Annotated in this window: 22 protein-coding genes and 2 riboswitches; of the genes, 3 read left to right on the plus strand and 19 right to left on the minus strand. The window is 65.3% G+C overall.

All coding sequences use genetic code 11. The annotated features are described in order from the left end of the window. Positions 1 to 29 precede the first annotated feature (29 nt). Together AAEZ08_RS00875 and glnT are read right to left on the minus strand one after the other, a co-directional pair. Positions 30 to 1,094: a putative urea ABC transporter substrate-binding protein gene (locus tag AAEZ08_RS00875; protein ID WP_500123552.1), complete on the minus strand. Its 1,065-nt coding sequence runs from the start codon at positions 1,092 to 1,094 to the stop codon at positions 30 to 32. A 15-nt stretch (positions 1,095 to 1,109) separates the two neighbouring features. Then, positions 1,110 to 2,474, minus strand: coding sequence for a type III glutamate--ammonia ligase (glnT, locus tag AAEZ08_RS00880; RefSeq protein ID WP_003284502.1), 1,365 nt, complete (start codon positions 2,472 to 2,474; stop codon positions 1,110 to 1,112). Between the two features lie 145 nt (positions 2,475 to 2,619). Between glnT and AAEZ08_RS00885 the strand changes: the two genes are divergently transcribed. Then, positions 2,620 to 3,642 (plus strand): alpha/beta fold hydrolase, encoded by a 1,023-nt coding sequence (locus tag AAEZ08_RS00885; RefSeq protein ID WP_500123553.1) that lies wholly within the window; start codon positions 2,620 to 2,622, stop codon positions 3,640 to 3,642. 3 nt (positions 3,643 to 3,645) lie between these two features. On the opposite strand, the gene AAEZ08_RS00890 is transcribed toward AAEZ08_RS00885, so the two are convergent. The 10 genes from AAEZ08_RS00890 to AAEZ08_RS00935 are packed head-to-tail and all read right to left on the minus strand — an operon-like array spanning position 3,646 to position 12,139. Next, positions 3,646 to 4,485, minus strand: coding sequence for an ABC transporter ATP-binding protein (locus tag AAEZ08_RS00890; RefSeq protein ID WP_014820355.1), 840 nt, complete (start codon positions 4,483 to 4,485; stop codon positions 3,646 to 3,648). 2 nt (positions 4,486 to 4,487) lie between these two features. Further along, positions 4,488 to 5,369 carry an ABC transporter permease gene (locus AAEZ08_RS00895; protein WP_500123554.1) on the minus strand — a complete coding sequence of 294 codons (882 nt, stop codon included), beginning with the start codon at positions 5,367 to 5,369 and terminating at the stop codon, positions 4,488 to 4,490. Continuing rightward, positions 5,366 to 6,175: a hypothetical protein gene (locus AAEZ08_RS00900; RefSeq protein ID WP_500123555.1), complete on the minus strand. Its 810-nt coding sequence runs from the start codon at positions 6,173 to 6,175 to the stop codon at positions 5,366 to 5,368. Before AAEZ08_RS00900 ends, AAEZ08_RS00895 begins: the two co-directional genes overlap by 4 nt. A 49-nt stretch (positions 6,176 to 6,224) precedes the next feature. After that, a complete protein-coding gene (locus tag AAEZ08_RS00905; RefSeq protein WP_500123556.1) occupies positions 6,225 to 6,884 on the minus strand; it encodes a cysteine hydrolase family protein in 660 nt (219 codons plus the stop codon). Beyond that, the gene (locus AAEZ08_RS00910) at positions 6,881 to 7,642 is read right to left on the minus strand and encodes a creatininase (RefSeq protein WP_500123557.1); all 762 of its coding nucleotides are present in this window, start codon (positions 7,640 to 7,642) and stop codon (positions 6,881 to 6,883) included. The genes AAEZ08_RS00905 and AAEZ08_RS00910 overlap by 4 nt, the downstream gene beginning before the upstream one ends. After that, positions 7,639 to 8,523, minus strand: coding sequence for a DMT family transporter (locus tag AAEZ08_RS00915; protein WP_500123558.1), 885 nt, complete (start codon positions 8,521 to 8,523; stop codon positions 7,639 to 7,641). Before AAEZ08_RS00915 ends, AAEZ08_RS00910 begins: the two co-directional genes overlap by 4 nt. Continuing rightward, complete coding sequence (locus AAEZ08_RS00920; RefSeq protein WP_500123559.1) at positions 8,520 to 9,275, minus strand: SDR family NAD(P)-dependent oxidoreductase; 756 nt, start codon at positions 9,273 to 9,275, stop codon at positions 8,520 to 8,522. Before AAEZ08_RS00920 ends, AAEZ08_RS00915 begins: the two co-directional genes overlap by 4 nt. Beyond that, complete coding sequence (locus tag AAEZ08_RS00925) at positions 9,275 to 10,069, minus strand: SDR family NAD(P)-dependent oxidoreductase (protein WP_500123560.1); 795 nt, start codon at positions 10,067 to 10,069, stop codon at positions 9,275 to 9,277. Before AAEZ08_RS00925 ends, AAEZ08_RS00920 begins: the two co-directional genes overlap by 1 nt. A gap of 1 nt (position 10,070) precedes the next feature. Further along, the gene (locus AAEZ08_RS00930) at positions 10,071 to 11,093 is read right to left on the minus strand and encodes a fatty acid desaturase family protein (RefSeq protein ID WP_500123561.1); all 1,023 of its coding nucleotides are present in this window, start codon (positions 11,091 to 11,093) and stop codon (positions 10,071 to 10,073) included. A 44-nt stretch (positions 11,094 to 11,137) separates the two neighbouring features. Beyond that, on the minus strand, positions 11,138 to 12,139 hold the full coding sequence (locus tag AAEZ08_RS00935) for an ABC transporter substrate-binding protein (protein ID WP_500123562.1): 1,002 nt from the start codon (positions 12,137 to 12,139) through the stop codon (positions 11,138 to 11,140). Between the two features lie 48 nt (positions 12,140 to 12,187). After that, a riboswitch (guanidine-I (ykkC/yxkD leader) is annotated at positions 12,188 to 12,290 on the minus strand. Between the two features lie 341 nt (positions 12,291 to 12,631). On the opposite strand from AAEZ08_RS00935, the gene AAEZ08_RS00940 reads away from it, so the two are divergent. Both AAEZ08_RS00940 and AAEZ08_RS00945 read left to right on the plus strand, forming a co-directional pair. Beyond that, complete coding sequence (locus AAEZ08_RS00940; protein WP_473243001.1) at positions 12,632 to 12,718, plus strand: small membrane protein YohP; 87 nt, start codon at positions 12,632 to 12,634, stop codon at positions 12,716 to 12,718. Between the two features lie 103 nt (positions 12,719 to 12,821). Then, complete coding sequence (locus tag AAEZ08_RS00945) at positions 12,822 to 14,150, plus strand: mechanosensitive ion channel family protein (protein ID WP_500123563.1); 1,329 nt, start codon at positions 12,822 to 12,824, stop codon at positions 14,148 to 14,150. A 156-nt stretch (positions 14,151 to 14,306) separates the two neighbouring features. Here the strand turns inward: AAEZ08_RS00945 and atzF are convergent, their stop codons facing one another. The 7 genes from atzF to AAEZ08_RS00980 form a co-directional block, all read right to left on the minus strand. Beyond that, entirely contained in the window at positions 14,307 to 16,124 is a 1,818-nt protein-coding gene (gene atzF / locus AAEZ08_RS00950) for an allophanate hydrolase (protein ID WP_500123564.1), read from the minus strand. 701 nt (positions 16,125 to 16,825) lie between these two features. After that, on the minus strand, positions 16,826 to 20,530 hold the full coding sequence (gene uca / locus AAEZ08_RS00955; protein ID WP_500123565.1) for an urea carboxylase: 3,705 nt from the start codon (positions 20,528 to 20,530) through the stop codon (positions 16,826 to 16,828). Positions 20,531 to 20,688: 158 nt separating this feature from the next. Beyond that, on the minus strand, positions 20,689 to 21,324 hold the full coding sequence (locus AAEZ08_RS00960; RefSeq protein WP_313240189.1) for an urea amidolyase associated protein UAAP2: 636 nt from the start codon (positions 21,322 to 21,324) through the stop codon (positions 20,689 to 20,691). Between the two features lie 13 nt (positions 21,325 to 21,337). After that, positions 21,338 to 22,066 (minus strand): urea amidolyase associated protein UAAP1, encoded by a 729-nt coding sequence (locus AAEZ08_RS00965; RefSeq protein WP_500123566.1) that lies wholly within the window; start codon positions 22,064 to 22,066, stop codon positions 21,338 to 21,340. Between the two features lies 1 nt (position 22,067). Next, on the minus strand, positions 22,068 to 22,916 hold the full coding sequence (locus AAEZ08_RS00970; RefSeq protein ID WP_003284549.1) for an ABC transporter ATP-binding protein: 849 nt from the start codon (positions 22,914 to 22,916) through the stop codon (positions 22,068 to 22,070). Then, complete coding sequence (locus AAEZ08_RS00975) at positions 22,913 to 23,728, minus strand: ABC transporter permease (protein WP_003284550.1); 816 nt, start codon at positions 23,726 to 23,728, stop codon at positions 22,913 to 22,915. The genes AAEZ08_RS00970 and AAEZ08_RS00975 overlap by 4 nt, the downstream gene beginning before the upstream one ends. A 167-nt stretch (positions 23,729 to 23,895) precedes the next feature. Continuing rightward, a riboswitch (guanidine-I (ykkC/yxkD leader) is annotated at positions 23,896 to 23,996 on the minus strand. 202 nt (positions 23,997 to 24,198) lie between these two features. Next, positions 24,199 to 25,668, minus strand: coding sequence for a methyl-accepting chemotaxis protein (locus AAEZ08_RS00980; RefSeq protein ID WP_003284552.1), 1,470 nt, complete (start codon positions 25,666 to 25,668; stop codon positions 24,199 to 24,201). Positions 25,669 to 25,739: the final 71 nt, after the last annotated feature.

Consider the following 25,739-nt stretch of genomic DNA (forward strand, 5'->3'; position numbering starts at 1 on the left):
GCCGGCAAGGCCCACTGCGTGGCAAGCCCTCACAGGACGCCGTCGGCGGCCATCTGCATGTAGGTGGTGTCGAAGCGCAGTTTCAGGTTGCCCTGGTCACCGAGCGCGCCGGTCGGCATGGTGATACCGACAAAGTCCACTGAATCCGCACCATCACCCAGCAGGCCGTGGTCGAAGGAGAATGTGCGCACGCTGTCCACGGCTTCATGGGCCTGAGCGCCTGAGATGAAGGCGACCGCTTCGGCTGGCTGGTAGAACATATGCGTGCCTCTGAGTTGCGCCTCGTAGCCGGCCTGGTCGGTGCCGGACGCCGTGCCCAGCTGGGCACGTAGCTCGGCGCCTTCCGGTGTGTCGCTGGCCATGATCGCCATCACCTCGTACCAGGCGCCGGTGACCGCCTTGCCGAAGGCGGGGTTGTCGGCCAGCGTCTCGCTATTGACGATCAGTAAGTCCTTGACGTGGCCCGGCACGCTGGCGGAGTCGAACACCTGATGCGCGTCCGGTGCAGCGGCGACTTCCTGCAGCAGCGGGCTCCAGGTCGCCACGTTACGAACATCGGCGGTGCTGAATGCGGCAACGATGTCCGCATCCGAGGTGTTGACCACCTGCACGTCCTTCTCCGACAGGCCCACGCTGTCCAGCGCCTTGGCCAGGATGTAGTGCGACACCGACAGTTCCACCAGGTGCACCTGCTGGCCCTTGATCTGCTTGAGATCGCTGGTGCCCTTCATCACCAGGCCGTCGTTGCCGTTGGAGTAGCTGCCGACGATCAGCGCGGTGGTGTCGACGCCACCAGCCGCCGGGATCGACAGCGCATCCATGCTGGTGGCGACCACGCCGTCGAACTGGCCGGCGCTGTACTGGTTGATGGACTCGACATAGTCGTTGATCTGGCTGATGTTTACCTCGATCCCGTACTTGTCGGCCCACTTCTTCATGATTCCGGACTCGTCGGCGTACTTCCACGGCATCCAGCCGACGTAGATGGTCCAGGCCAGGTTAAAGGTTTTTTTCTCCTCCGCCTGGGCCAGCGGAGAAAGGGCGGCCAGGGCGATGGCCCCTGCGCAGAACAGCTTTTTCATGGTGCCTTGCATGGTGAGACTCCCTGTTCAGAAGAATTTCAGATAGCGCTGGATTTCCCAGTCGGAAACATGGGTGTGGTAGGCGTTCCACTCGTCGCGCTTGAAGTCGACGAAGGCTTCGTACATCGCATCGCCGAAGACCTGACGGGACAGCGGATCGGCCTCGAACGCGTCGATGGCTTCGCTGAGGGTGCGCGGCAGGGTTTCGATACCCATGTCCGCGACGTCCTTTTCGCTGTAGTCGTACATGTTCTCGCGGTGTGGCTGGCCCGGTTCGAGCTTGTCGCGGATGCCCTCGAGGCCTGCGGCGAGGATCATTGCGGCGCCGAGGTAGGGGTTGCAGCCGATATCCGCGGCGCGGCATTCGACCCGCGCGCCCTGGGACGGAATGCGCAGCATGTTGGTGCGGTTGTTGTTGCCGTAGCAGACGAACACCGGCGCCCAGGTCGAGCCGGACATGGCGCCTTTGCGGATCAGCCGCTTGTAACTGTTTACCGTAGGCGCGATGACCGCGCAGATGGCCTTGGCGTGTTTAAGCACGCCGGCGATGAAGTGATAGGCGAGCGGGGTGACGCCGCAGCCGTGCGGATCTTCGCCATCCACTTCGAACAGGTTCTTGCCCGAGGCCAGGTCCGCCAGGGACATGTTGTAGTGCGCACCGCTGCCGGTGCGCTGCGCGGACGGCTTGGGCATGAAGGTGGCGAAGGCGCCGTGCTTACGAGCGATCTCGTTGGCCATCATGCGGAAGAACACGAAGCGGTCGGCCATGGTCAGCGCGTCGGCGTACTTGAAGTCGGTTTCGAACTGGCCGTTGGCGTCTTCATGGTCGAACGAGTACACGCCCCAGCCCATCTCGTTCATGGCTTCCACCAGCTCATCGATCACCGGCAGATTGTCCATCAACAGACGCGGGTCGTAGCAGGGCTTGGCCGCGGTATCGCGATCGCTGAGCGGGGCGAAGCCGCCGTCCGGGGTGTCCTTGTAGAGGAAGAACTCGGTCTCGATGCCCAGATTGAAGCTGTAGCCCATCTCGGCCGCAGCATCGGTCTGGCGCTTGAGGATGCCGCGCGAGCAGGCGTCGAAGGGCTTGCCGTCTAGATAAAGGTCGCTGGCGAACCAGGCCAGGCTGCGATTCCAGCTGCACTGGGTGGCGCTGGCCGGATCGGGCATCGCCGCCACTTCGTTATCGCTGATCTGCTGCGGCACGCCGTCAAGTGCCGCGCCGGTGTATAGCTCGGAACCGCGAAGCATCTGCCCCAGATGGTCGAGCGGGACGAACTTGCCTTTGATCACGCCGTGCATGTCGACGTAGCTGGCCATGGCGTACTTCACGCCCTTGTCCTGCAGCCGCTGTTTCAGCTCCTCGACGGAGGAGAGGGGAAAGCTGGTCATCTGCTTGCGCTCCTTGGAGTCATGAGTGGCGGCGCTTGGCACCGCTGGCACGATTCCTTCATCCAATATACATGCCAGCGTGTATAGAAACGGGCCGACGCTGGTGCCGCCTGGCGCCCTATGCGCCACTGCAGGAGTCACGCAGATGATTGAAATAAAAAGGGAAAAGAAATTTTTCGCGCTGGGCGAAATGCGCCTGGAAAGTGGCGAGCGATTGCGTAATGCACGCATCTGCTATCAGGTAATCGGTACGCCGAACCGCGCGCGGGACAACCTGGTGCTGATTCCGAGCTACTACGGCGGCACACATTGGGGCAGCCTGCCCCTGCTTGGTGCGGAGGGGCCACTGGCAGGCGGCGATTACTGCGTGGTGCTGACAAACCTGTTCGGTGCAGGCTGGTCGACTTCGCCGAGCAACGCTGCGCCCGGTCAGGGCGCAGCGGACTTCCCGCGGGTCGGTCTGCTGGACAACGTGAGGGCGCAGAAGGCGTTGCTCGATCGGTTGTATGGCGACGACTGGCAGCTCGCCCTGGTCAGCGGCTGGTCCATGGGCGGCATGCAGACACTGTTCTGGGCAATGGCCTATCCGGAGCGGATGCGTGCCATCCTGCCGTTCTGCTGTACGGCACGCTGCTGGCCACATAACCGGGTGTTTCTCGAAGGGGTGAAGGCGGCGCTGTGTGCCGACGCCGCCTGGCTGGGAGGGCGCTACAGCATGCCGCCGGAACGCGGGCTGCGGGCGTTCGGCCGTGCCTATGCCGGCTGGGCCTATTCGCAGGCGTTCTATCGTCATGAGCTGTGGCGCGAGCTGGGTTTCGAGAGCCTTGAGGCGCTGCTCGACTACTGGGAGCAGGATCATCTGGAGCAGGACGCCAACGACCTGCTCTGCGTGCTGCATACCTGGCAATCGGCCGACCCCGCCCGCAGTTTCGCTGCCGGCTCGCTGGCCGAAGCGCTGGGGCGCATCCGTGCGCGGACCATCCTGATGCCCGGCAGCAGCGATCTGTATTTCACCGTCGAGGATGCCCGCCACGAGGCCGCGCTGATTCCGGGTGCCGAGCTGCGGGTGCTCGAATCGGACTGGGGCCATTGTGCCGGTGGGCCGGGCCGCAGCGCGGCGGCCATGCGCCAGGTGTTCGCGGCAATGGCCGAACTGCTTGGCCGCTAGCCTTCAGCCGGCCACGGCGCTGAGTTTGGCCAGTTGCTCGAGGTCGGTCTGCATGCCGGAGGTTTCGCGGATGCGGGCGAGGATCTCGCGCTTGAGCTCAGTGAATTCCGGCGCGAGCTTCATGTCCTGGTGGCGCTGGGCCGGCAGCGGCACCTCGTAGATGGAATCGATGCGCCCGGGGCGGGGCGCCATCAGCACGATGCGGCTGCCCAGATAGATGGCTTCTTCGACATCGTGGGTGACGAACAGGATGGTGCTTTTCTCCAGCCGGTGCACGTGACGGATCAGGTCGTGCATGACTTCGCGGGTTTGCGCATCCAGCGCGCCGAACGGCTCGTCCATCAGCAGTGTCGCGGGTTTGGGCAGCAGGGCGCGGGCAATGGCAACGCGTTGCTGCATGCCGCCGGAGAGCTGGCTGGGGTAGGCATCGGCGAAGCGCGTCAGACCCATCAGGTTGAGCAGGGCATCGGCGCGGCCGGCGGCGGACTCCACGTCTCCATCGTGGCGCACGGTATCGCCGATCACCTTGAGCTGGCGGCAGAACTTGATGTTCTGCATCACCGTCAGCCAGGGGTAGAGGCTGTAGTGCTGGAAGACCATGGCGCGGTCGACGCCGGGGCCGTCGATGGGCCTGCCGTCGAGCAGGATCTCGCCGCGACTCAGCGTCTCCAGGCCGGCGATGATGCGCAGCAGGGTGGACTTGCCGCAGCCCGAGGCGCCGACGAAGGTGACGAACTCGTTGGGCTGGATGTCCAGGTCGATCGACTGCAGCGCCTGCACCTCACGGCGCTCGCTGACGAAGGTCTTGCCGACCTGGCGTACACGAATCTTGGCATCGGACATGGTCATTTCCTCATCCAGGGAAAGGCGCGGCGGTGCAACCAGCGGAAGGCCTGATCGGTGATCAGGCCGATGAGACCGATGAGCAGGATGCCCGCGAAGATCTTGTCGGTGTGCATGTAACGCTGCGCCTTGAGGATGGCGTAGCCGAGGCCGGAGTTGGCCGCGACCAGTTCGGCTACCACCAGGTAGGTCCAGGCCCAGCCACAGGTGATGCGCAGGGTGTCGAGCAGCGCCGGCTTGGCCGAAGGCAGGATCACCAGCTTGACGATCTCGCTGCGGTTGGCGCCCATGGTCTGCGCCGCCTCGATCTGCGCCATGGGTACGCGGCGCACATCCTCGGCGACCATCAGCACCATCTGGAAAAAGGTGCCGATGAAGATGATCAGCACCTTGGAACCTTCGTCGATGCCGACCCAGAGCATCACCAGCGGAATGAAGGCCACGGCCGGCATATAACGGATGAAGTCGGTGAGCGGTTCGAGAAAGGCCTGCACCGGCCGGTACGTGCCGATGTACAGCCCCAGCGGCAGGGCGATCAGTGCCGAGGCGCCGAAGCCGGCCATGACACGCCAGACGCTGATGCCGATGTCTCCCAGCAGACCCTCGCTGGTCCACCAGCGGCCGATGCGCTCGAGCACTGCGCCGGGGCTGGGCATGAACATCGGGTCGGCCAGACCAAGGGCGGTCCACAGCCACCAGACGACGAAGGGCAGGCTCAGCCCGGCGCCGGTGAGCAGCCAGGCGCTGCGCCGCGAGAGCTCGCCGCGAATGCGCCAGAAACTGCCTTTGCGCACCACCTGCTCTGCGGCCTGTGCAGCGGGCACTGGCGGTTGCGTCTGCTGCGCGACGGTGGCCGTGCTGGGAATGCTGAGCTGTGCGGTCATGCGGGAACCTCCTGCATAGCGGTGGGCACATCCAGTTCGACGCGTTGCCAGCCACCGGCCGCCGGATAACGGCCGAGCGCGGCCAGGTCCGCGGCGGGCAGACTGGCGGGGTCGGCGAAGTTCCAGTAGCTCGACAGCAGGGCGTCGCCGACGCGGCCGGGCAGCGTTGAATGGGTGATCTGCCAGGGCGTGGCGCCGTTGCGATGGCGGCCGAAGGACAGCTCGCAGGCCAGCAACTGTGGCCGCAGCGCGGGGCCGACGGCGGCAAGCTGGTCACGCAGATGGCCTGCGCTGGTCGGCAACAGAATCGGTCGCTCGGCGGCGAACAGGAAGTAATCGCCCGCCACCAGCAGGCAGGCCTGGCGGGCCGGCTGTTTTGCCGCCCTCAACCAAAGGCCCCAGTTGACGCCATCGGATTCGGGCAGGCGCTGCCAGATTTCGTGGTAGCTGCCGTCCAGCCCGTCTTCCAGCAGCCGCTCCGGGGTCTCGAAGCGCATCAGGCCGATATCCGCAGGCCCGCCCGGTGGCTGGAAGTCGATCAGCCGATGCCACTGGCAGATATCGCCATTGACCTCGGTGATGCCGGCGAAGCCGGCCTGTTCGCTCAGCGCCAGCTGCTGGGCATGGCTGCAGGTTTCCAGTGATGCGGCCAGCGGCAGTGTTTGTGGCCGTTGCAGGCGGATATCGGCGTGCAGGCTGGCTGTCTGCAGCCAGTAGACCTCACTGGTTTGGTCGCGCAGGCCGGCCGTCGTGGTCAGCAGGCGGCGGCGCCAGACGCCGAGATAGGCATCGGGAACGGTTTTCATGGGTAATGCTCCGCAAATGGCGTGCTTCGGACGCGATCAGGCTGATGGGTCACGGTGATCCCTCCAGCAGGCTCAGCAGCCGATGGCTGTCGATCACGCTGCCGAACAGGCCGCCTTCCACCTCGATCATCGCCAGCGCAGCCGCATGCAGTTGCGGGTCGGACGAGGCGCAGGCATCGCTGACGGTCAGGCAGTCGAAGCCAAGGTCGATGGCCTGGCGCAGCGTCGAAGACACGCAGACCTCGGTAGTCACGCCGGTCAGGATCAGCCGCTCGATGCCGCGGCGGCGCAGGATCAGTTCGAGATCGGTATGGGCGAAAGCGCTGTAGCCAGGTTTGTCGATCACCGGCTCGCCAGCGCGTGGTTGCAGTTCGTCGATCAGGTCATGGCCGAATTCGCCGCGCACCAGCAGGCGGCCAAGGGGGCCGGGGCTGCCGATGGGGGCGCCGGTCGCTTCGGCACGGCGGCGTTTGGGGGCGGGCAGGTCGGAGAGATCCGGACGATGGCCTTCACGGGTGTGCACGACCAGCATGCCCAGGCTGCGTGTGCGATCCAGTAGTGCCTGGATCGCCGGGATCGGTGCACGCAAGCGGCTGACGTCCATGCCGGCCTGGTCGGCGTAGCCGCCCAGGGCGCAGAAGTCGCGCTGCATGTCGATCACCAGCAGCGCCGTATGCTCGGGGAGCAGCGGGTTCGTCGTCAGGCTCACAGGGCGAACTCCTTGCACACCGCGGCGGCTATGCCTTCGACGATGTCGTGGGCCAGCCGCTGGCCTTTCGCCGCGCTGGAGCCCTTGGCCGAGGACAGCACCCCGGAGGGCGGCACCCATTCGGTACGGGTGGGGTACATGTTGTAGGGCGGAAAGTCGGCCGGGGCGTCGTCGGGAATCTTCTCCAGCGCGACTAGTTGCGGATGGAAATGTAGCATCAGCGAGGTCTCGATCACCGCGGCATGCTCCAGCGCGAAACCGGGGAAGCCTTCCGGGAAGACATCGGTCAGGGTCTGCTCACGGCAGAAGTCCCAGTGCTCCAGGCGCATCACCTCCAGCGCGGCGCCCGGCCCGAGGTCGCGCAGCGCCAGCTGGATGCCCTCGGCGACGAACCACTGGTTCTCGTAATGGCCGAGCACCAGCACCAGGCGGCGCACGCCGTGGCGATGGAACTCACGCACGGCGTCGCGCACCAGGGCGCTCAAGGTCGCGCCATCCAGGCTGGTGGTGCCGCAGAAGTGCTGGCCGCCGCCGCATTTCGGTTGCGACTTGTAGCCGTATGACAACGCCGGTGCGACCAGCCCGCCGACTCGTGCCGCGACGTCGGCACTGATCGCGCTGGCCAGCAGCGCGTCGGTGCCCAGCGGCAGGTGCGGGCCATGCTGCTCGGTGGCACCGCAGGGCAGAAAGACCACGGCGCCTTCGCGCACGCGACGTTCGTAATCGACCCAGCTCAGTTGATCCATGTGCACGGTCATGCGCAGGCGCTCCTTGTCGCGATTGAAATGGGACGTTCCGGCCAGCCGGCGATCAGCGCGGCGGTGGTGATCAGGGCGGCACCGAGCCATTCGTTCGGGCCGATGGCGTGGGCGCCGAACCAGGCGGACGACAGCACCGCGGCGATCAGCTCGAACACCACCAGCACTGCGGCGCGGCCGGCTTCCAGATGAGTCAGGCCGTACTGCACAGCGGCCATGCTGACCAGCCAGCCGAGGGCGAGCAGGGTGATCTGCCAGCTCAGGGTCAGATCCAGGGGCGGAAGTGGCTGGCGCAGCAGCAGGCAGAACAGCCCACCGAGCAGCGCGCTGCCGACGAAACTGACCAGCGCCTTGCTCGCCAGCGGCACCCGGTCGGCGGCGCGAGTGGCGAGGTTGTTGAGGCTGAAGGCGAGGCCGGCGGAAAGTGCCAGCCAGTCGTTCGCGCCGGGTGCGTCCAGCGCTTCGCTCGTGACGCCGAGGGTCAGGCCGATGCCGAGCATCGCCAGCCCCAGGGCGAACAGCCGTGTGCCGCTGAGGCGTTCGCCGAGCAGCAGCCAGCCGCCGACCATCGCCCACACCGGCGCCAGGTAGAACAGCAGCATCACCCGCACCACGTTGCCGTCGGCCAGGGCGGTAACCAGGGCGGCGGTGGCCCAGCCACCGCACAGGCCCATGGTGAGCACCTGGCGATACTGGCTCGCCCACTGCCGGCGCTGCTGCCAGAGCACTGGCAGCGCCAGCAGGCTGAGTAGCGAATAGGTCAGCAGCACCAGCGGCATGCCGGCCAGGCCGCGGGCCGCGAAGAACTGCAGCGGCAGCCAGCCCAGCCCCCACATGATGGCGCCGCCGATCAGCATGCCCTGTGGCATCAGGCTGTTCATGCGCCCATCCAGGAGCCGCCGTTGGGCCCGAGCAGCTGTCCGGTGAAATAGCTCGCCTGCGGCGAAAGCAGAAAGACGATGGCCGCCGCGACTTCCTCCGGCGTACCCAGGCGCGCCATGGGGATCGCCAGTTCCTTGGCCATCCACTCGTCGCTCATGTGCTCCGGGCTGACCATCGCCGTGGCGATGGGGCCGGGTGCGACGCCATTGACGCGAATGCCATCGGCGGCGAATTCGCGCGCCAACGAGCGGGTCAGGCCGATCACCCCGGCCTTGGCCGTGCAGTAGGCGGTGTACTGCTCGCGGCCGAGAAAGCCGAGGTCCGAGGCGACATTGACGATGGCGCCGCTGCGCCGCGGCTGCATCCGCGCCAGTGCATGACGGCAGCAGCGATAGACGCCGGCGAGGTCGACGCCCAGCACCCGTGCCCAGTCCGCCTCGCTGGTCTCGAGAAAGGGCTTTTCCAGGATCACCCCGGCGTTGTTGACCAGCAGATCCAGTGGCCCGTGCGCCTCGATGGCCTCGAACATTGCCGCGACCGCGGCAGGGTCGCTGACATCCGCCTGGATCGCGCAGGCGTCGCCGCCGTTGGCGGTGATCTGCTCGACCACTCGTTCCGCCAGCTGGTGTTGGTCGCGATGGTTGATCCAGACCCGCGCGCCCTCGGCTGCCAGTGCAAGCGCGGTGGCGCGGCCGATACCGGTCGCCGCGCCGGTGACCAGGGCGGTCTGGCCAGTAAAGATGGCAGCCATCAGTGCATCACCTCGCCGTGGCTGACCGACAGCGCCTGGCCGGTCAGGGCGGCGGCCAGTGGCGAGCCGAGAAACAGGAAGGTACCGCCCAGATCCGCAGGCGTCAGCAGCTCCGGGATGGCCTGGTTGGCGAGGATCGTCGCCAGTTCGGCGCTGCCGCTGCCGCTGCGGCCGTTGGCGTCGGCCATCACCTGCAGCGAGCGCATGGCCGCATCGGTGGCGATCCAGCCTGGGCACACCGCGTTCACCCGGATGCGCCGCGGGCCCAGCTCCCAGGCCAGCGAGCGGGTCAGGCCGACCACCGCGTGCTTGCTGGCGACATAGGCGGAAAAGCCCGGCACTCCTTTCAGACCCCAGATCGAGGCCTGGTTGATCACGCTGGCGCCGGCACGCAGGCGTGGCAGCAACGCACGGGTCAGGCGTTGCATGGAGCCGACGTTGTTCTCCAGCAGGGTCGACCAGCGCTGATCGGCCTCGAAGCTGCACTCATCCAGCGGCGTGGCGTATTCGACGCCGGCGTTGTTGACCAGCACATCGGCATTGAGGCCGCGGCAGGCGAGGTCATCGGCGTACTGCTGCACCGCCTGGCGATCACCGAGGTCCAGTGCGGTGCGGTGCAGCGGCGTCTCGTCAGCGAGTTCGTCGGCAAGCCGGGCGAGGGCGTCGGCGTCACGGTCGAGCAGTTCCAGGGTGGCGCCGGCAGCGGCGAAGCTCTGCGCCAGTCCCCGGCCGATGCCCCCGGCGGCGCCGGTGATGACCACGCAGCGGCCGCGGTAATCCAGTGCCTTGTGCATGTCACACCGCCGTCAGGAAGGAGACGCCCACGGCGCCGTAGAAGTTGTCGGCCTTGTGCGGCCCCTCGCTGACCACACCGTAGTCATCGTCCAGCACGCGGCGTACGCGGTAGCGGTGGAAGCTGCCGAGCAGGTTGCGCATCGGGATGACCTGGTTGTAGGTGCTGCCGTACAGCTCGGCGTGCAGCTTGGGCAGGCGATACCAGGGCGCCACCGGCTTCTCGTGGTGGGCGTTGTGGAAGGAAAAGTTGAGCAGCAGCAGGTTCAGCGCCGGCCAGCGTTCCGAGACTACGTTGCTGTAGGTGTTCTGCTGCTCGTAGCTGCGGTCGCGGCGCTTGTCCTCCGGCAGCTTGCCGCCATCTTCAAGCACGGCGAAGGCCTCGTAGGTGTGCTGATAGGCATCGGCGAAACGCAGCACGCTGAGCATGATCATCCAGGCTACGGCGTAGAGCAGCACGGCCTTCAGCGACAGCACCGCGAGCCCGGCGAAGAGCAGTGTGCGAACGGCCAGCACAGCGGCGACCTTGCCGCGCCGGGCGCGGTGCTTGTCGTTGTTGGTGATGAAGGGCAGGGCGATCACGTAGAAATGCATGATCAGCTCCACCGCCGGCACGTAGGCCCATTCCAGCGCCAGCACCAGCTTCTGGAACCACAGCGGGCGTGCCTTGAGGAAGGCCTTGCTGTCGAAGGTGATCACGTCGGCGCGGTCGACGTGGTGGCGCATGTGCTTCTTGCGCAGGTCCTGGAACTCGGCGTAGCAGCTGCCGCACAGCCAGCTGCAGACATTGCCGGCCCATTCGTTGTGCTTGGGCACGCTGAAGATGGCGCCGTGGGCGAATTCGTGGATCAGGTAGGCGGCGATGATCATGCCGTGGGCCAGCAGCAGCGTGCCCAGCGCGTTCAGCCAGCCGTTACCGGCGAACAGCAGAGCCAGGCCGCCGCCGTAGGCGAGCGCGGTATAGAGGATCGCCAGCGTGTTGGGCAGGCGGCCATCGGCGTAACGGTACAGAGGTTTGGCAGTCATGGTTTTCTCCAGCACAGGCGGGCAACGGCCCGCCCGGCATCGGCTTACTGGGCGAGCGCTTCGGTGAACCGGGCGTCGTAGGTCTTGCTGAAGTCCGGGATGGTCGGAATCTGCCCGTTGTCCTTGAGCAGCTTGGCGATGATCGCGCCGCTGCCATGGAAGGAGTGGGTGTCGTCGCCTGGGGTGAAGCTCTTGCCCATCTCCGCAAGGGGGATGTTGTAGGCGCCGGCCATTTGCTCGACGGCTTCTTCGGCGCTGACGCCGAGCACGTCGCCGATGATCTTCGCCGACTCCTCGGGGTGCGCCTGCATGTAGGCCAGGCCGTCGAGATAGCCCTGGATCATCGCCTTGATGGCGGCGGGCTTCTTGGCGATCACCGTTTCGTCGAAGACCAGCACGTCGGTGATCAGGCCGGGGGCGTCCTTGGACGAATAGACCACCTTGAACTTGTCACCACCGCCCATGGAGAGAATCTGCGAGACGTTGGGCTCATAGGTCACACCAATCGGCAGGTTGCCCGAGGCCATGGCGCCGGGAATGCCTTCAGGGGTCATGTTGACGGCGTCGATGTCCTTGTCGCTCATGCCGTTCTGCTGCAGCGCATAGGCCAGCAGGAAGTCCGACGGCGACAGCGGATTGAAGCCGACCTTCTTGCCTTTGAAGTCGGCGATGGACTGGATCGAGGCATCGGCGACGATGGCGTCACCGCCGTTGGAGAAGTCGATGGGCATCACCACGCGATGCTCGAGGCCCTTGGCGACCGAGGCCACTACCTGGTCGTAGGTGAGCATGCCGCCGTCCAGCGCGCGGCTGAGCATGGCGGTGGGAATCAGCGCCGGGTCGTTGAAGAACTGCAGCTCCACGTCGAGGCCGTGGGGCTTGAACAGGTCGAGCTTGTCGGCGACGTAGAAGGGGCCATAGCCGGCCCAGACCACAGTGCCGATCTTCAGCTTCTCGGCGGCCTGGCTGGCCAGCGGTGAAAACAACGTCGCGACGGCCAGGCCGGCGGCGAGGAGGGTCTTGTTCAGCGAGCGCAGTGTGGACATGGCGTGATTTCCCTACACATTGGAATGACAGGCACGGGATGACATCGCGTCTCCCGGGCTTTTATCCCTCCGTGTAGTCCCGTCCCTGGGACCGGAGAACTCTCGGACCAGCGCCCACTCCCTGTGAGCCGGAACCCTAGTTCTCCTTGAAGTTGCTCCTGTGATTGTGCCAAGCGTCATGAGTGCCGGTGGCGACTCATCCCGTTCACTGTGGATAGAGCAGGTTGCGTGCCAGATGCCGTGCAAGCTTGGAAAACCCGCATGAAACGGGGCGTGCGGTGCAGCACGGGGCTCTTTGTTGAGTGGGCGGACGTGCTCGGATGCAGGTCAATTTCCGAAACGACGCTCCCGAATGGTGCTGCACCGTGCATGATCGAGTATCGACAGTGGATCTGCCCCAGCGCCGCGGATGCTGGCCGGCGAAAACCTTGAACGATGCCGGGCCAGGTCAGTCGGAATAAATGAATCCATGAGAAACAGGGAGCCACCGCAATGCTGAAATTTCTTGGCAGCACCATCGGTATCATTTTTCTGATCGGCCTGATCGTCGTCTTCGGTCTCTTTGCGCTGATCTTCTAAGCATCCACGCTCGCTCTGAGCCGCAGTCCGTAAGCCGGCCGGCTCGGGGCTGCGGTTCTGCTGTGCTTAATCAGCCACGTCTGCCTCGGCCCGCCCGCTGCCCATGAAAGCCCTGTCGCTCGCCGTTCTAACGCTGCTATTGACCGTCGCAACCCTGCTCACCCCGTCGGCAGTTACGGCGCAGGTGGATGATGGCTTGGCTACCGTGCACCTTGATGGTCGTGCGCTGTTCCGCCTGGGCGGCACTGAGGAACTGGATGCGCGCCTGCGAGCGCGGCAAATCGAACGTCAATTGCTGGCAGTGCTGGAAACGCCACTAGGGATTACCAAGGCGCGCGTAGTGCCCGTTGGCGAGAATGCCGACGCGCGCCAAATCACAATGGCGGGGCGCACGCTTATGCAGGTCACCGAGGAGGATGCCGAAGCCAACGGCCGCACCCTGGAAGCGCAGACCGTGGAGTGGGCCACTGTGCTCGAAGCGGCGCTGGAGCAGGCCAGCACCCGGCGTACGTCCGAGCGCGACCGCTTCGTCACCGATGTGCGCGCCAGCATCGATACGGCTTTCGCCCGGCTTCTTGAAGCAGCTATCAGCATCGTGCCTCGTGCGCTGGCGGCGCTTCTTGTCATCGGTGTGTTTTGGGCTCTGGCTGCTGGCGTGCGAGCGTTGATCCGGATTATCTCCCATCGGCTGATCCACGACCGCACAGTGGAAAATCTGATCAAGCAGGTCAGCTACTACACGGTGTGGTTACTCGGCCTGATCGTGGCGGCCAACGCCTTCGGGCTGGAACCGGGCACGTTGGTTACGGGCCTTGGGCTGACCAGTCTGGCGCTCGGCTTCGCACTCAAGGACATCCTTTCCAACTTTGTCAGCGGCCTGCTGATCCTCACCTTGCGGCCGTTCCAGCTCGGCGACCAGATCATCATCGGCGACACCGAGGGCAGTGTGGAGCGCATCGAACTGCGTGCTACTCAAATCCGCACCTATGACGGCCGCAGGGTATTGGTGCCCAACGCCGAGACGTTTACCTCCCGCGTCACCAATAACACCGCGGCGCCAGTACGCCGCGGTCAGGTGATTTGCTACTTGGGCTATAACGTCGACTTGCAGCGCGTGCTGGACGTGCTCAAAGAGGCCACTCAACGCGCGGAGGGCGTTATCGCCGAGCCGCCGCCTTCAGTGGCGATACGCGAGATGGGCCAGAGCGAGCTCGCCTTCCAGGTGCAGTTCTGGTGCGACTCGCGCCGATCCGATTTCATGCTTACCGCATCACGGGTGCGCGCCAATCTAATAGAGGCCTTGCGCGCCGCGGGCATTGCACTGCCTGGGTCGGGAGTTCAGCAGGTGGTGTTGCGAGAAGGCCGATTGACGCTAGACGGCGTACCGCCAATGCCACGAGGCGAGGGAGAGTCGAGCAGTGGCGGTTTATAGAACTCCGAGGCAGTTTTTGCGTGTGCCCAAGATGCTGCGGTGGGAGGCTGCGACGACGGGGGACGGCTGCTGAGTGCAGGCCCGTCACCCGGTTCCCGGCCAAGGTGGTGGGCTGAAGCCCACCCTACGAGCTGATCAGGTGGCGGGCAGATGCTTTCAAGGCTGCTCCGCTTGGCTGCGTTGCGCCAACCAAGCCTTCCAGCCGCCGAAACGAGTGATGTCCTCGGCATCGGCCAACCCATAGCCGTCGCAGATAAAGCCGGTTTCCCAGCGCCCGTCTTCTAGCTCCACTTTGCCCAGGCCCAGTGGCGCGGGGATGCCGGTCAGGAAAGAGCCCAGCTCGCTGCTGGGGATGTCCCAGACTTCCACGGCAATCGCCGCGCCACCCTCGGCGACGCGCACCATCCCCGGGCGTAATATCGGGCCGCCGGCCAGCGCATAGAGCTTGTACGCCGCGCTGCTGGTGGTTGCCTCCAGCAGCCGACCGCCGCGCTGGCGAAGTTGCCAGTTCAGCGGCAGGCCATCGAGGTGCGCACCGCAGACGACTACTCTTGATCGGTCGCTGCGCGCCGGATTCTGCGGGGCAGGTGTTGTGATCGCATTGCTGCCCACCAGGGCCAGGCCGGTCTTGCGTTGCAGTGCGTCTGCCAGGCTCAGCAGGTATTGGTCGGTGAACACGCGGCCGAACAGCGTCACGCCCCAGGGCAGCTCGTTCTCCATAACGCCGGCAGGTGCAGCCACGGCGGCGTAATCCAGCATGTTCATGAAGTTGGTGTAGTAGCCCAGGTCCGAGTTGCGCTTGACCGGTTCGGCGTGAAGCTCGGCGAGCGTCACCGGGCGCGGGTACGCGGGCGTCAGTACGCAATCGACCTCGGCCATGATCCGGTCGCAGATGGCCTTCAGCTGCTGCAGGCGGTATTGCGCTTCGAACAGTTGCACGGCGGTGGTGACCGGTGCCTTTTCCAGTACCGCCTTTATCACCGGCAGGACGGCGTCGGGTTGCTGCTCGATCAGCGCGCCGGCCACGCTATAGCGTTCGGCGACCCAGGGGCCTTCGTAGAGCAGGCGCGCGGCTTCTAGGAAGGGCGAAAAGTCCATTTCCACCGGCTCGCCACCGATGGCTTTTAGCTGCTCAATGGTGGCGGCGAACAGCGCCGGACTTTCCGGGCAGCCGAGGAATTCGAGTTGCTTCGGCACACCGAAGCGAAAGGGTTTCACCTGGCCAAATGCCGTGCCGTCGTTCCACAGCGGGTTGGCGCGGCTGTATTCGTCATGCGGATCGAGCTTGGCGGTGAGCGCCAGCAGCTGGCTGGCTTCGGCCGCTGTGGCGGTGAAGAAGGTCACGCAGTCCAGCGTGCGACAGGCCGGGACAACGCCGGCGGTGGAGATTAGCCCTTTGCTGGCCTTGAGGCCCACCAGATTGTTCAGCGCCGCCGGCACGCGGCCGGAGCCTGCGGTGTCGGTGCCCAGGGCAAAAGTGCACAGGCCCAGCGCCACGGCCAGAGATGAGCCGGCGCTGGAGCCACCGGAGGGGTAGTCGGGGCGCACGCTGTTGCGGCACTCGCCATAGGGCGAGCGGGTGCCGTTGAGCCCGGTGGCGAATTGGTCGAGGTTGGTCTTGCCGAGTGGTATTGCTCCCAGCGCAATCAACTGTTCGACGATGGTGGCGCTGGTTTCAGGGGTGTAGGCGAACGCCGGGCACGCAGCAGTCGTGGGTATGCCGGCCAGGTCGATGTTGTCCTTGATGGCGAACGGGATGCCGTAGAGCGGCAGCTTGTCTGGCGTCTTGTTCTCCAGTGCGGTCAGGTAGGGTTCGAGCTCTTCGACGCTTAGCAGGTGGATAAAGGCGTTGAATTCCCCGTTCAGTTCAGCGGCCGTGGCGTGTAGTTGCAGGATCAGCTGGCGCGGGGTCGTGGTGCCGGCTTCATAGGCATTGCGCAGCGTGTCGAGGCGCAGATCGAAATGGGTCGTCATGGTTGGCTTCCTCTATGGCGGGCCTGGTCTGTTCGGGCGGTCGGGATTCAGGTCAGGCTGGCGGCCCTTTCCCCTCACCCCAGCCCTCTCCCCAAAGGGGCGAGGGGGTTGATCCGGTGTTGCTGGCGGTCTTTGTGGTCTGGCGTTGCTTTGGTGCTGTTAGTCCGGCGCCTTTGGTACGTCGTGGCGAGGCATCTGGTTGGGTTTCTTTCCCTCACCCCAGCCCTCTCCCCCAAGGGGGCGAGGGGGTTGATCCGGTGTTGCTGGCGGTCTTTGTGGTCTGGCGTTGCTTTAGTGCTGTTAGTCCGGAGCCTTTGATGTGTGTCGTGGCGAGGCATCTGGTTGGGTTTCTTCCCCTCTCCCCGGCCCTCTCCCCCAAGGGGCGAGGGGGTTGATCCGGTGTTGCTTTAGTGCTGTCAGTGCGGAGCCTGTGGTATGTCGTGGCGGAGGAACTTGGTTGGGCCTCTTTCCCCTCACCCCAGCCCTCTCCCCAAAGGGGCGAGGGGGTTGATTCGGTGTTGCTGTTGGTCTGTGGTCTGACATTGATTTCGTATCGCAGGCGCCGGGAGTTCGGTGTGTGGTTCATGGCAATGCGCGAGCTGCGTCGATGTCAGCCCCCCCGAGCCCGCGCCGAACCGGTCCCCTCTCCCTGAGGGAGAGGGCTAGGGTGAGGGGGAAATGGTCGGCAAAGACCACAGTTCTCAAACCTCCTCGATCACCACCACCCGTTGGCCGGCGCGCACCGGAGAGCCGGGTTGCACACGGATGTCCTTCACCACCCCGGCGACCGGAGCGATCAGCGGAATTTCCATCTTCATGCTCTCAAGGATCACCAGCACGTCGCCGGCAGCCACGCGCGTGCCCTCGGCCACCGACACCTGCCAGAGGTTGCCGGCGATATGGCTCTCGATGCCGTGCTGGCCGCAACCGAGCGGGGCGTCCTCGCCGAGATCGGCCGCTACTTCCTCGCTCTCGAAATGCGCCAGCCCCGATTCGATCCAGCGCTGGCGTTCGGCGTCGAAGGCGCCGCGCTGCTGGCGGCGGAAGGTGTCGATGCTGTCGGCCTCGGCGGCGAGAAAGCCCTGGTAGTCCGACAGGCGCAGCTCGGTCTCCTCGATCCTCAGTGGGTAGCGGCCCAGCGGGAAATCGCGGCGGATCTTCTGCAGATCCTCGGCCGAGACCGGGAAGAAGCGGATCTGGTCAAAGAAGCGCAGCAGCCACGGCTGGCCGCCGAAGGCCTCGACCGCGCGGTAGCGGTTCCACATCTGCAGGGTGCGGCCGACGAACTGGTAGCCGCCCGGGCCTTCCATGCCGTAGATGCACATGTACGCGCCGCCGATACCCACCGAATTCTCCGCTGTCCAGGTACGCGCCGGGTTGTATTTGGTAGTAACCAGACGGTGGCGCGGGTCCAGCGGGGTGGCCACCGGCGCGCCGAGGTAGACGTCGCCCAGGCCCATCACCAGATAGCTGGCCTCGAACACCGTGCGGTACACCTCGTCGAGGTTGGGCAGGTCGTTGATGCGGCGGATGAACTCCAGGTTGCTCGGGCACCAGGGCGCATCCTTGCGCACCGTGGTCATGTACTTCTCGATCGCCAACTGGCAAGCCGGGTCGTCCCAGGAAAGCGGTAAGTGGACGATGCGAGACGGCACCTTCAGATCCTGCGCGGCGCACACTGCGTCCCACAGGCCGGCAACCGTCTCCAGCAGCGCGGTCAGCGGCAGGGTTTCCGGCTGGTAGTGGACCTGCAGGGAGCGGATACCGGGCGTGAGGTCGATGACGCCGTCGAGGTTCTCGGCTTCGAGGGCCTGCATCAAGGCGTGGCCGCGGAAGCGCAGCACCAGGTCCAGTTCCGGTGCGCCGATTTCTAGCAGCAGATGGGTGTCGCCGGAGAGTCGGGCGACCAGACGGGTGTCGTCCTGGCCGAGGTCGAGGACGATGGGGGAGGTGAGCGCATATTCCGCAGACTGCGCGTAAATGCTCCCTCTCCCCCCGGGAGAGGGCTGGGGTGAGGGGCTTTTGCTGTCGGTTGAAACAGCCATCACCCCGATCGCGGGCCGCCCCGGCCCCTCTCTCGGAGGGAGAGGGGAGACAAGCGCGCACTCTTCGCGCCGGGCTCTTGCCAGCTCCCGCGCTGTGGCGATATCCACCGGGACAAAGCGCACTTTATCCCCTGCCTTAAGCTGCCCGAGCTGCCACTGGTCCGCCTCGATAATGGTCACCGGACAGACAAACCCCCCCAGGCTCGGGCCGTCCGGGCCGAGGATCACCGGCATGTCGCCGGTGAAGTCCACCGCACCGATGGCGTAGGGGTTGTCGTGGATGTTCGACGGGTGCAGGCCGGCCTCGCCGCCGCTCTCGCGCACCCACTCGGGCTTCGGGCCGATCAGACGCACGCCGGTGCGGCTGGAGTTGAAGTGCACTTCCCAGTCGGTGGCGAAGAAACGCGCGATATAGCTTTCGGTGAAATACTCCGGCGCGCCGTGCGGGCCGTAGATCACCCGCAGCTCGCGCACCGCCGGCAAGGCGCTGCACAGCTCGTCTGCCAGCGTGGCGCCGGCAGACGAGTCGCTCAGCGGCGCCAGGTGCAGCACGTCGCCGGCACGCAGGGCGCGGCCGCCGTGACCGCCGAACTGGCCGAGGGTAAAGGTGCTCTTGCTGCCCAGATACTCCGGCACCTGCACCCCGCCGCGCACGGCCAGGTAGGAGCGGGCACCGGCGCCGGCGATGGTGCCGATGGTCAGGGTGCTGCCGGCCTTGACCAGAATGGCAGTGCACATCGGCTGCGCGACGTCATCGAGCCTGAGCGGAATCTCGGCACCGGTGACCGTCACCACCGCATCGGTGTTAAAGCGCAGAATCGGTCCGCTCATGGTGATTTCCAGCCCGGCGGCGTCCTCGGGGTTGCCCAGAAGGGCATTGCCCAGGCGCAGCGCGCGGCTGTCCATTGGGCCGGACGGCGGCACGCCCACCGCCCAGTAGCCGAGGCGACCGGGGAAGTCCTGCACGGTGGTCTGGGTGCCGGCGCTGATGACCTCGAAGGTATCGGCCTTGTAGCTGAGGCCCTCCAGACAGCGGGTCCAGGGGTTGCCGCTGGCGAACGGGGTGAAGGCAAGGATCTGGCGCAAGTAACCGCGGTTGGTTTCCACACCGTAGAGCAGGGTGTCGCCGAGGGCGGCGTTCAGCGCAACGCGGGCGTCCTCGCGGCTCGGCGCCCAGGTGATGATCTTGGCGATCATCGGGTCGAAATACGGCGGGATCTCGCAGCCAGCCTCGACCCAGGTGTCGATGCGCAGTTGCCGGCTTTCCGCTTCCGGGAAATTAACGGCGGTGAGCAGGCCCGGGCTCGGCTGGAAATCCCGGCCCGGGTCTTCGGCGTAGACGCGCGCCTGGATCGAGTGGCCGCTGGGCTTCAGCGTCTTGGCCAGCTCCGCCAGCGGCGGCAGGTCGCCGGCGGCCAGCTCGATCATCCAGCGCACCAGATCGACGCCCCAGACCTGCTCGGTGACGCCGTGCTCGACCTGCAGGCGGGTGTTCACCTCCAGGAAGTAGAAGCGCTGGGCTTCGGCGTCGTAGACGAACTCGACGGTGCCGGCGCTGCGATAGCTGACCGCCTTGGCCAGCGTGATAGCCGCTTCGCACAGTGCCTCGGCCATGCCGGCCGGCAGGTTCGGTGCCGGAGTTTCCTCCAGCACCTTCTGGTTGCGTCGCTGCACCGAGCAGTCGCGCACGCCGAGGGCGATGACGTCGCCGGCACCATCGCCGAACACCTGCACTTCCAGATGGCGGGCGCGCTCGATGTACTTCTCGATGAATACGCCCGAATCGCTGAAGTTGTTCTGCCCCAGGCGCTTGACCGCGTCGAAGGCCTCGGCGAGCTCCGCCGCCGAGCGGCACACGCGCATGCCGATACCGCCACCGCCTGCGGTGCTTTTCAGCATCACCGGGTAGCCGACCTGCTCGGCTGCGCCGAGGGCATCGGAAAGGCTGTCGAGCAGCTCGGTGCCCTCCAGCATCGGTACGCCGCGTTGTTTGGCCAGGGCGCGGGCGGTGTGCTTGAGGCCAAACACCCGCAGCTGTTCTGGCGTCGGGCCGACAAAGGCGATTCCGGCGGCCACACAGGATTCGGCAAAGGCGGCGTTCTCGGAGAGAAAGCCGTAGCCGGGGTGAATGGCTTTCGCGCCGGTTTCGCGGGCGATGCGGAGAATCTTCTCCACCACCAGATAGGTCTGCGCTGCCGGGCCTTCGCCCAGGCTGTGGGCTTCGTCGGCCTGCTGGATATGCAGGCTGGCGGCGTCGGCCTCGGAGTAGACGGCCACGCCTTTCACATCCAAGGCGCGCAGCGTACGCAGGATGCGGCAGGCAATGGCGCCGCGGTTGGCGATCAGCAGTTTGTCGAACATGGTCAGTAACCCTCGAAGGGCTGGCGGGCCGTCCCGCCTTTATTCATCAGTGCCACGGCCGTCCGTGGTTGGGGAGGGTTTCTTCGTTCCCTGCAGCTCGGGGCGCTGCCCGGCGCGCGCCTGCAGCAGCGGCAGCAGGTGGCGTCGTAACAGCGCCATCAGTCCCACACCAGCACCTCGGCGGGCGTCGGGTTCCAGCCGTTGCAGGGGTTGTTCAGCTGCGGGCAGTTGGAGATCAGCACGATCACGTCCTGCTCGGCCTTGATCTCCACGTACTTGCCCGGTGCGGAAAGGCCGTCCTCGAAGGTCAGCCCGCCCTCGGGCGTCACCGGAACGTTCATGAAAAAGTTGATGTTGGCGCCAATGTCGCGCTTGGTCAGGCGGCCGTCGTTGAGGCTCGCGCGCAGGAAGTTGTCGCGACAGCTGTGCATGTAGCGCTTGTCCAGCGCGTAGCGCACCACGTTGCTCTCCTGGGCGCAGGCGCCGCCGAGGGTGTCGTGGCGACCGCAGGTGTCGGCGACGATGGTCAGCAAGGGGTTGCCGAGGTTGGAATACAACACCGTGCCGGCGGTGAGATAGACCTTGTTCTGCCGGCGCAGGGTGCGCTGCGGGTCGAAGCGTTCGCGCGGGTTCTTCGCGCTGAAGAACAACGTGTCGATGGCTTGATTGCCCTCGACATCCAGCAAGCGCAGGGTCTGTCCGGCCTTCACTTCGAACAGGTACGGCTCGCCGGCCGGAATCAGGTGCCGGAAGCTGGCGGTTTCGGGATGCAGGCTGCTTTCTACGATGGTCATGTCGGCAACCTCTTCAGATGTAGAGTCGTTCGGTGTTGTGGAAGCCCCGGCCGTTCTCCGGGCGCGAAGTCCGGCAGAGCACGCTGATGCCGTCGCTCTCGACCTTGTGCCAGCTCAGCTGCACCGGTTTGGGTGCGTACAGCGGATTGGGATCCAGCGGATGTTGCAGGGCGGTGAGGATCACCAGGGTGTCCATCGGCGCGTACAGCTCCAGGTAATCGCCGGCGTTGGAGTTGCCTTGGTGGAAGGCGAAGGTGCCGTCGGCGGTGACGTCCACCCGACTGAACAGATTGAGCACCATGAGCAGGTCTTGCAGGTTGAGGTTCCACTTGCCCATTTCCACCAGCAGGTTGTCGGTGCCGTTGCGGAAGAAGCCGTTGCGCAGTTCCTGATAGCGACCCTGGCCGTACTTCTCGGCGACTTCATCGGCGTTCAGCACGCCGCCAAAGCTGTCGTGCCAGCCGCAGGTGTCGGCGGTGATGGCAGCGAGTACGCGGCCCATGTCCGAGTAGAGGCAATGACCGGCGGTGAGCTTGGCGGTGTGCTGGCACTTGAGGGTGTCGGGCAGGTTCAGCCGTTCGCTCTTCTCCTGGGCGTTGAGCAGCATCAAGCTGACGTTGGCGCCGCCTTCCAGATCGGTCAGGCGCAGCAGCTGGCCACGCTTGAGGACGAAGGAGGTGTGGCCGCCGCCGGGAACGGTTTCCTCGTACAGCGTGGGGCGGATCGCGAGTGAAGCGCTCATGTCAGGCTCCTTGATAGGCAGTGCGGAATTTCTCGCTGAGGGTGGCCGGCAGGCCAGCGGACGCGCCGGGAGCATGGCGGCCCTCGTGCAAGGGAATGTCGTAGGTCACCCGCGCGCCATAGGCACCCGGGGCGTGGGGATCGATGCGCGGCTTGTCGAAGACCAGGATGCGGCTGCCGAGGGTGAAGCCTTCCGAGAGGTCATGGGTGACCATGAACACCGTCAGCCGGGTTTCCCGCCACAGCTCCAGCAGCAGCGCATGCATGTCCTTGCGGATGCCGGGGTCGAGTGCGCCGAACGGCTCGTCCAGTAACAGCACGCGGGGCTTCATGATCAGCGCCTGAGCGATGGCCAGGCGCTGTTGCATGCCGCCGGACAGCTGCGCCGGGTACTTGTCCAGCGCGTGACCAAGGCCGACCTTGTGCAGCATCTGCGCGGCCTGCTCGCGGGCATCGCGCTTGCGGTGACCAAGCAGACGGCCCAGCAACGGGGCGCGCGGCAGTTCCAGGCCGAGGGCGACGTTGTCCAGTACGGTCAGGTGCGGAAATACCGAATAGTGCTGAAAGACCACACCGCGGCTGGCATCCGGCTCGTTTGCCAGCGGCTGGCCATCGAGCAGGATCTCGCCGCGACTAGGCGCTTCCTGGCCAAGCAGCAGCCGCAAAAAGGTGGATTTTCCGCAACCGGACGCACCGACCAGGGTGCAGAACTCACCTTCGGCGATATTCAAGTTCAGGCGCTCCAGCACGACCTGATCGCCGTACTGCTGCCAGACGTTCTTCACCTGAATGAAGGAACCGGGGTTGCCGCCTGCACGAGCCACGGGCGCCATGGCGTTGTTCTCGCTCATGCCTTGGCTCCTTCATACCAGGGGAACAGTAGCTGGGTCAGGCGCCGCAGCAGGTAATCCATGGCCCAGGCCAGCAGGGTGATCCAGGCGACATAGGGCAGGATCACGTCCATAGCCATGTAGCGACGCACGAGAAAGATGCGGTAACCCAGACCATCGGTGGAGGCGATTGCTTCGGCGGCGATGAGGAACAGCCAGGCCGAGCCGAGTACCAGGCGCAGGCTGATCAGCAGGCGCGGCAGCAGCTGCGGCAGGACCAGACGCAGGATCAGGGTCCAGGTGTTGGCGCCCAAGGTTTGCGCCTTGATCAGCAGCTCACGGGGGATTTCCCGTGCGCGCTGTTCCAGGTCGCGCGCCAGGATCGGCGTGATGCCGATGACGATCAGCATCACCTTGGACAGCTCGCCCAGGCCGAAGACGATGAACAGGATCGGGAGGATCGCCAGTGGCGGCACCATCGACAGCACCGTGAGCAAGGGCGAGAGCGGGGCGCTGAACAGCGGCAGGGTGCCGGCGGCGATACCCAGGCATAGGCCAGCGACGGACGCGATGGCCAGGCCGATGCCGAGTCGCTTGAGGCTGGAGGAGGTGTCCTGCCAGAACAGGAAGTCGCCCGAGCGTTTATCGGGGGTGAAGGCCAGGCGCTCTACGGCTGCGCTCATCTGGCTGAAGCTGGGCAGCAGCTTGTCGTTGGGGTTGAGATCCAGGCGTTGGGCCGAGTTGGTCAGGTACAGCGCCAGCAACAGAGCGAACGGCAGGATCGCCAGTGCCCACCAGCCGCTGCGTCCGGGTATGCGATTGATCAGACGCATGGGCAGATACCCCGCGTGACGGCGTCAACGGCTGGAATACTGTGAGGTTCGGGTGCGGCGGAGGCCCTGGCGCAAGGCAGGGCGGAGAACGGCGAAGCCGTTTCGAGCGGGCACATGGCAAACCCTCCAGTATTGGGAATAGCGCAGGAGCTGCGTGCGATCACGCTGTCTCCCGGGCTTTTATCCCGCCGTGTAACCTCACTGGAGGTCGCCAACTCTCGGACCAGCCACTCGTTTTTGACGAGTCGGAACCCTAGTCGGCTATTTCAAATTGTCTTGCAGATGCAGCAGCTTTCTTCGCACAGGATGTAAAGCAAGAGCGATGCCAATGCACAGGAATCGCGCGCTTTAGGCGTCCTGGGGAAGGTTGGGGTTGGGGGGTTGCCCTGTTTTGGGGCTGCGGTCGAGGCAGTGCATGCTTTTCGAGCGCGAAGGGCGTTGCACGAGCGCAACGCCGCATTGGCAGGAGTCTAGAGCTTGAGTTGACCGATGGCTCGGCTCAGATCGGTGGACAGCGTGGCCAGCTCGGCACTGGTGCTGGCTGAGCTTACGGTCTGCTCCACGGTGCGTTCCGTGACGTCGCGGATGCCGGTAACCGAGCGGTTGAGCTCTTCGGCGACCTGGCTCTGTTGCTCGGCGGCAACGGCGATCTGCGTGTTGCTTTCGCGCATCTGTGCGACTGCGCCAGCGATGGCTTCCAGTGCCTGGGCCGCCTCGTGCGCCTCACGCACGCAATCGTCGGCCTTGAGCGAACTCTCTTGCATGAACTCAACGGCATCGCGAGTCATGGCCTGCAGGCCGGAGATCATCTGGGTGATTTCGTCGGTGGAGTCCTGCACGCGTTTGGCAAGGTTGCGCACTTCATCGGCGACCACGGCAAAACCGCGACCTTGCTCACCGGCACGGGCAGCTTCGATAGCAGCGTTGAGTGCAAGCAGATTGGTCTGCTCTGCAATGCTGTGGATCACATTGACCACGCTGTTGATCTTCTGGCTGTCGGCGGCGAGCTGACCGATCATCTCGCCGGTCTGCTGGACGCCGAGAGAAAGGCTGGAGATGGATTTCTCGACACGCCCGACCACGCGATGGCCGTCGCCAGCGAGGCGATCGGCGTTCTGCGACTGATCCCGTGTTTCGCGCGCATGCTCGGCAATCTGATGCACCGTGGCGCTCATCTCATTGATCGCCGTGGCCGCCTGGTCGGTTTCGCCCTGTTGGCCGCGCATGCCTTGGTGCACGTCGTTCATGCTCTGGGCAAGCCTGCTCGTGCCTTCGTCGAGACGCGCGGCCGCTTGGGCGACGGTGCTGACAACACGCTGATAGCCGGCCTGCATCGCGTTGAACGCACTGGCCATCTGGCCAACTTCGTCACGGCTATCCAGTGGAACGCGGGCCTGCAGGTCGCCACTGCGCTCTACATGCAGCATGACGTCCTTGAGCGTGTTCAGGTGGCTGAGCAAGAAGCGGATAAGCAGTTGCGATGCGCCGAGCAGACCGAGCATCAGCACGGCGACCGCCATCGCATAGCTGAAGAAATGCTCGCTCAGCACCTGAATGACGCTGGGGGCTCGAGCCAGTACCGCCAGTTTCTGGCCATCGGTTCGGGTAATGGTCTGCGCACCGACCACTGGGTTATTGCCGAAGATCCGGTCATGGGCGAGGGCAGTCCAGCCACTATCTGCAACCGACTGGCCCTCGACCTGAATTCGCTGGCCCGTCTGAAACACAGCTACGTCCTGGCTCTGCGGCAGGGCAGCGGAGCCGGGCCAGGCTGCCAACAGTGAAGCGCGAGCCTGCGCAGCTGACTGGGCATCGGCGCTGCGCGCGCCTTGCTCCAGCTGCACGGCATATAGCACCAACAACAACGCGATGACGAAAGTCACCATGTTGAGCGCCCAGAATTTGTACTTGAGCGACAGATCGCGAATCCAAACGGCCATGACTGCTCTTCTTCATATAGGAGGTTGCCGGTGCGTGGCTTAACACGTGCGGCGCGACTGAACAATTAACG

The organism is Pseudomonas sp. E45-MNA-CIBAN-0222 (genome assembly GCF_040310405.1).
Classification (GTDB): domain Bacteria; phylum Pseudomonadota; class Gammaproteobacteria; order Pseudomonadales; family Pseudomonadaceae; genus Stutzerimonas; species Stutzerimonas stutzeri_AC.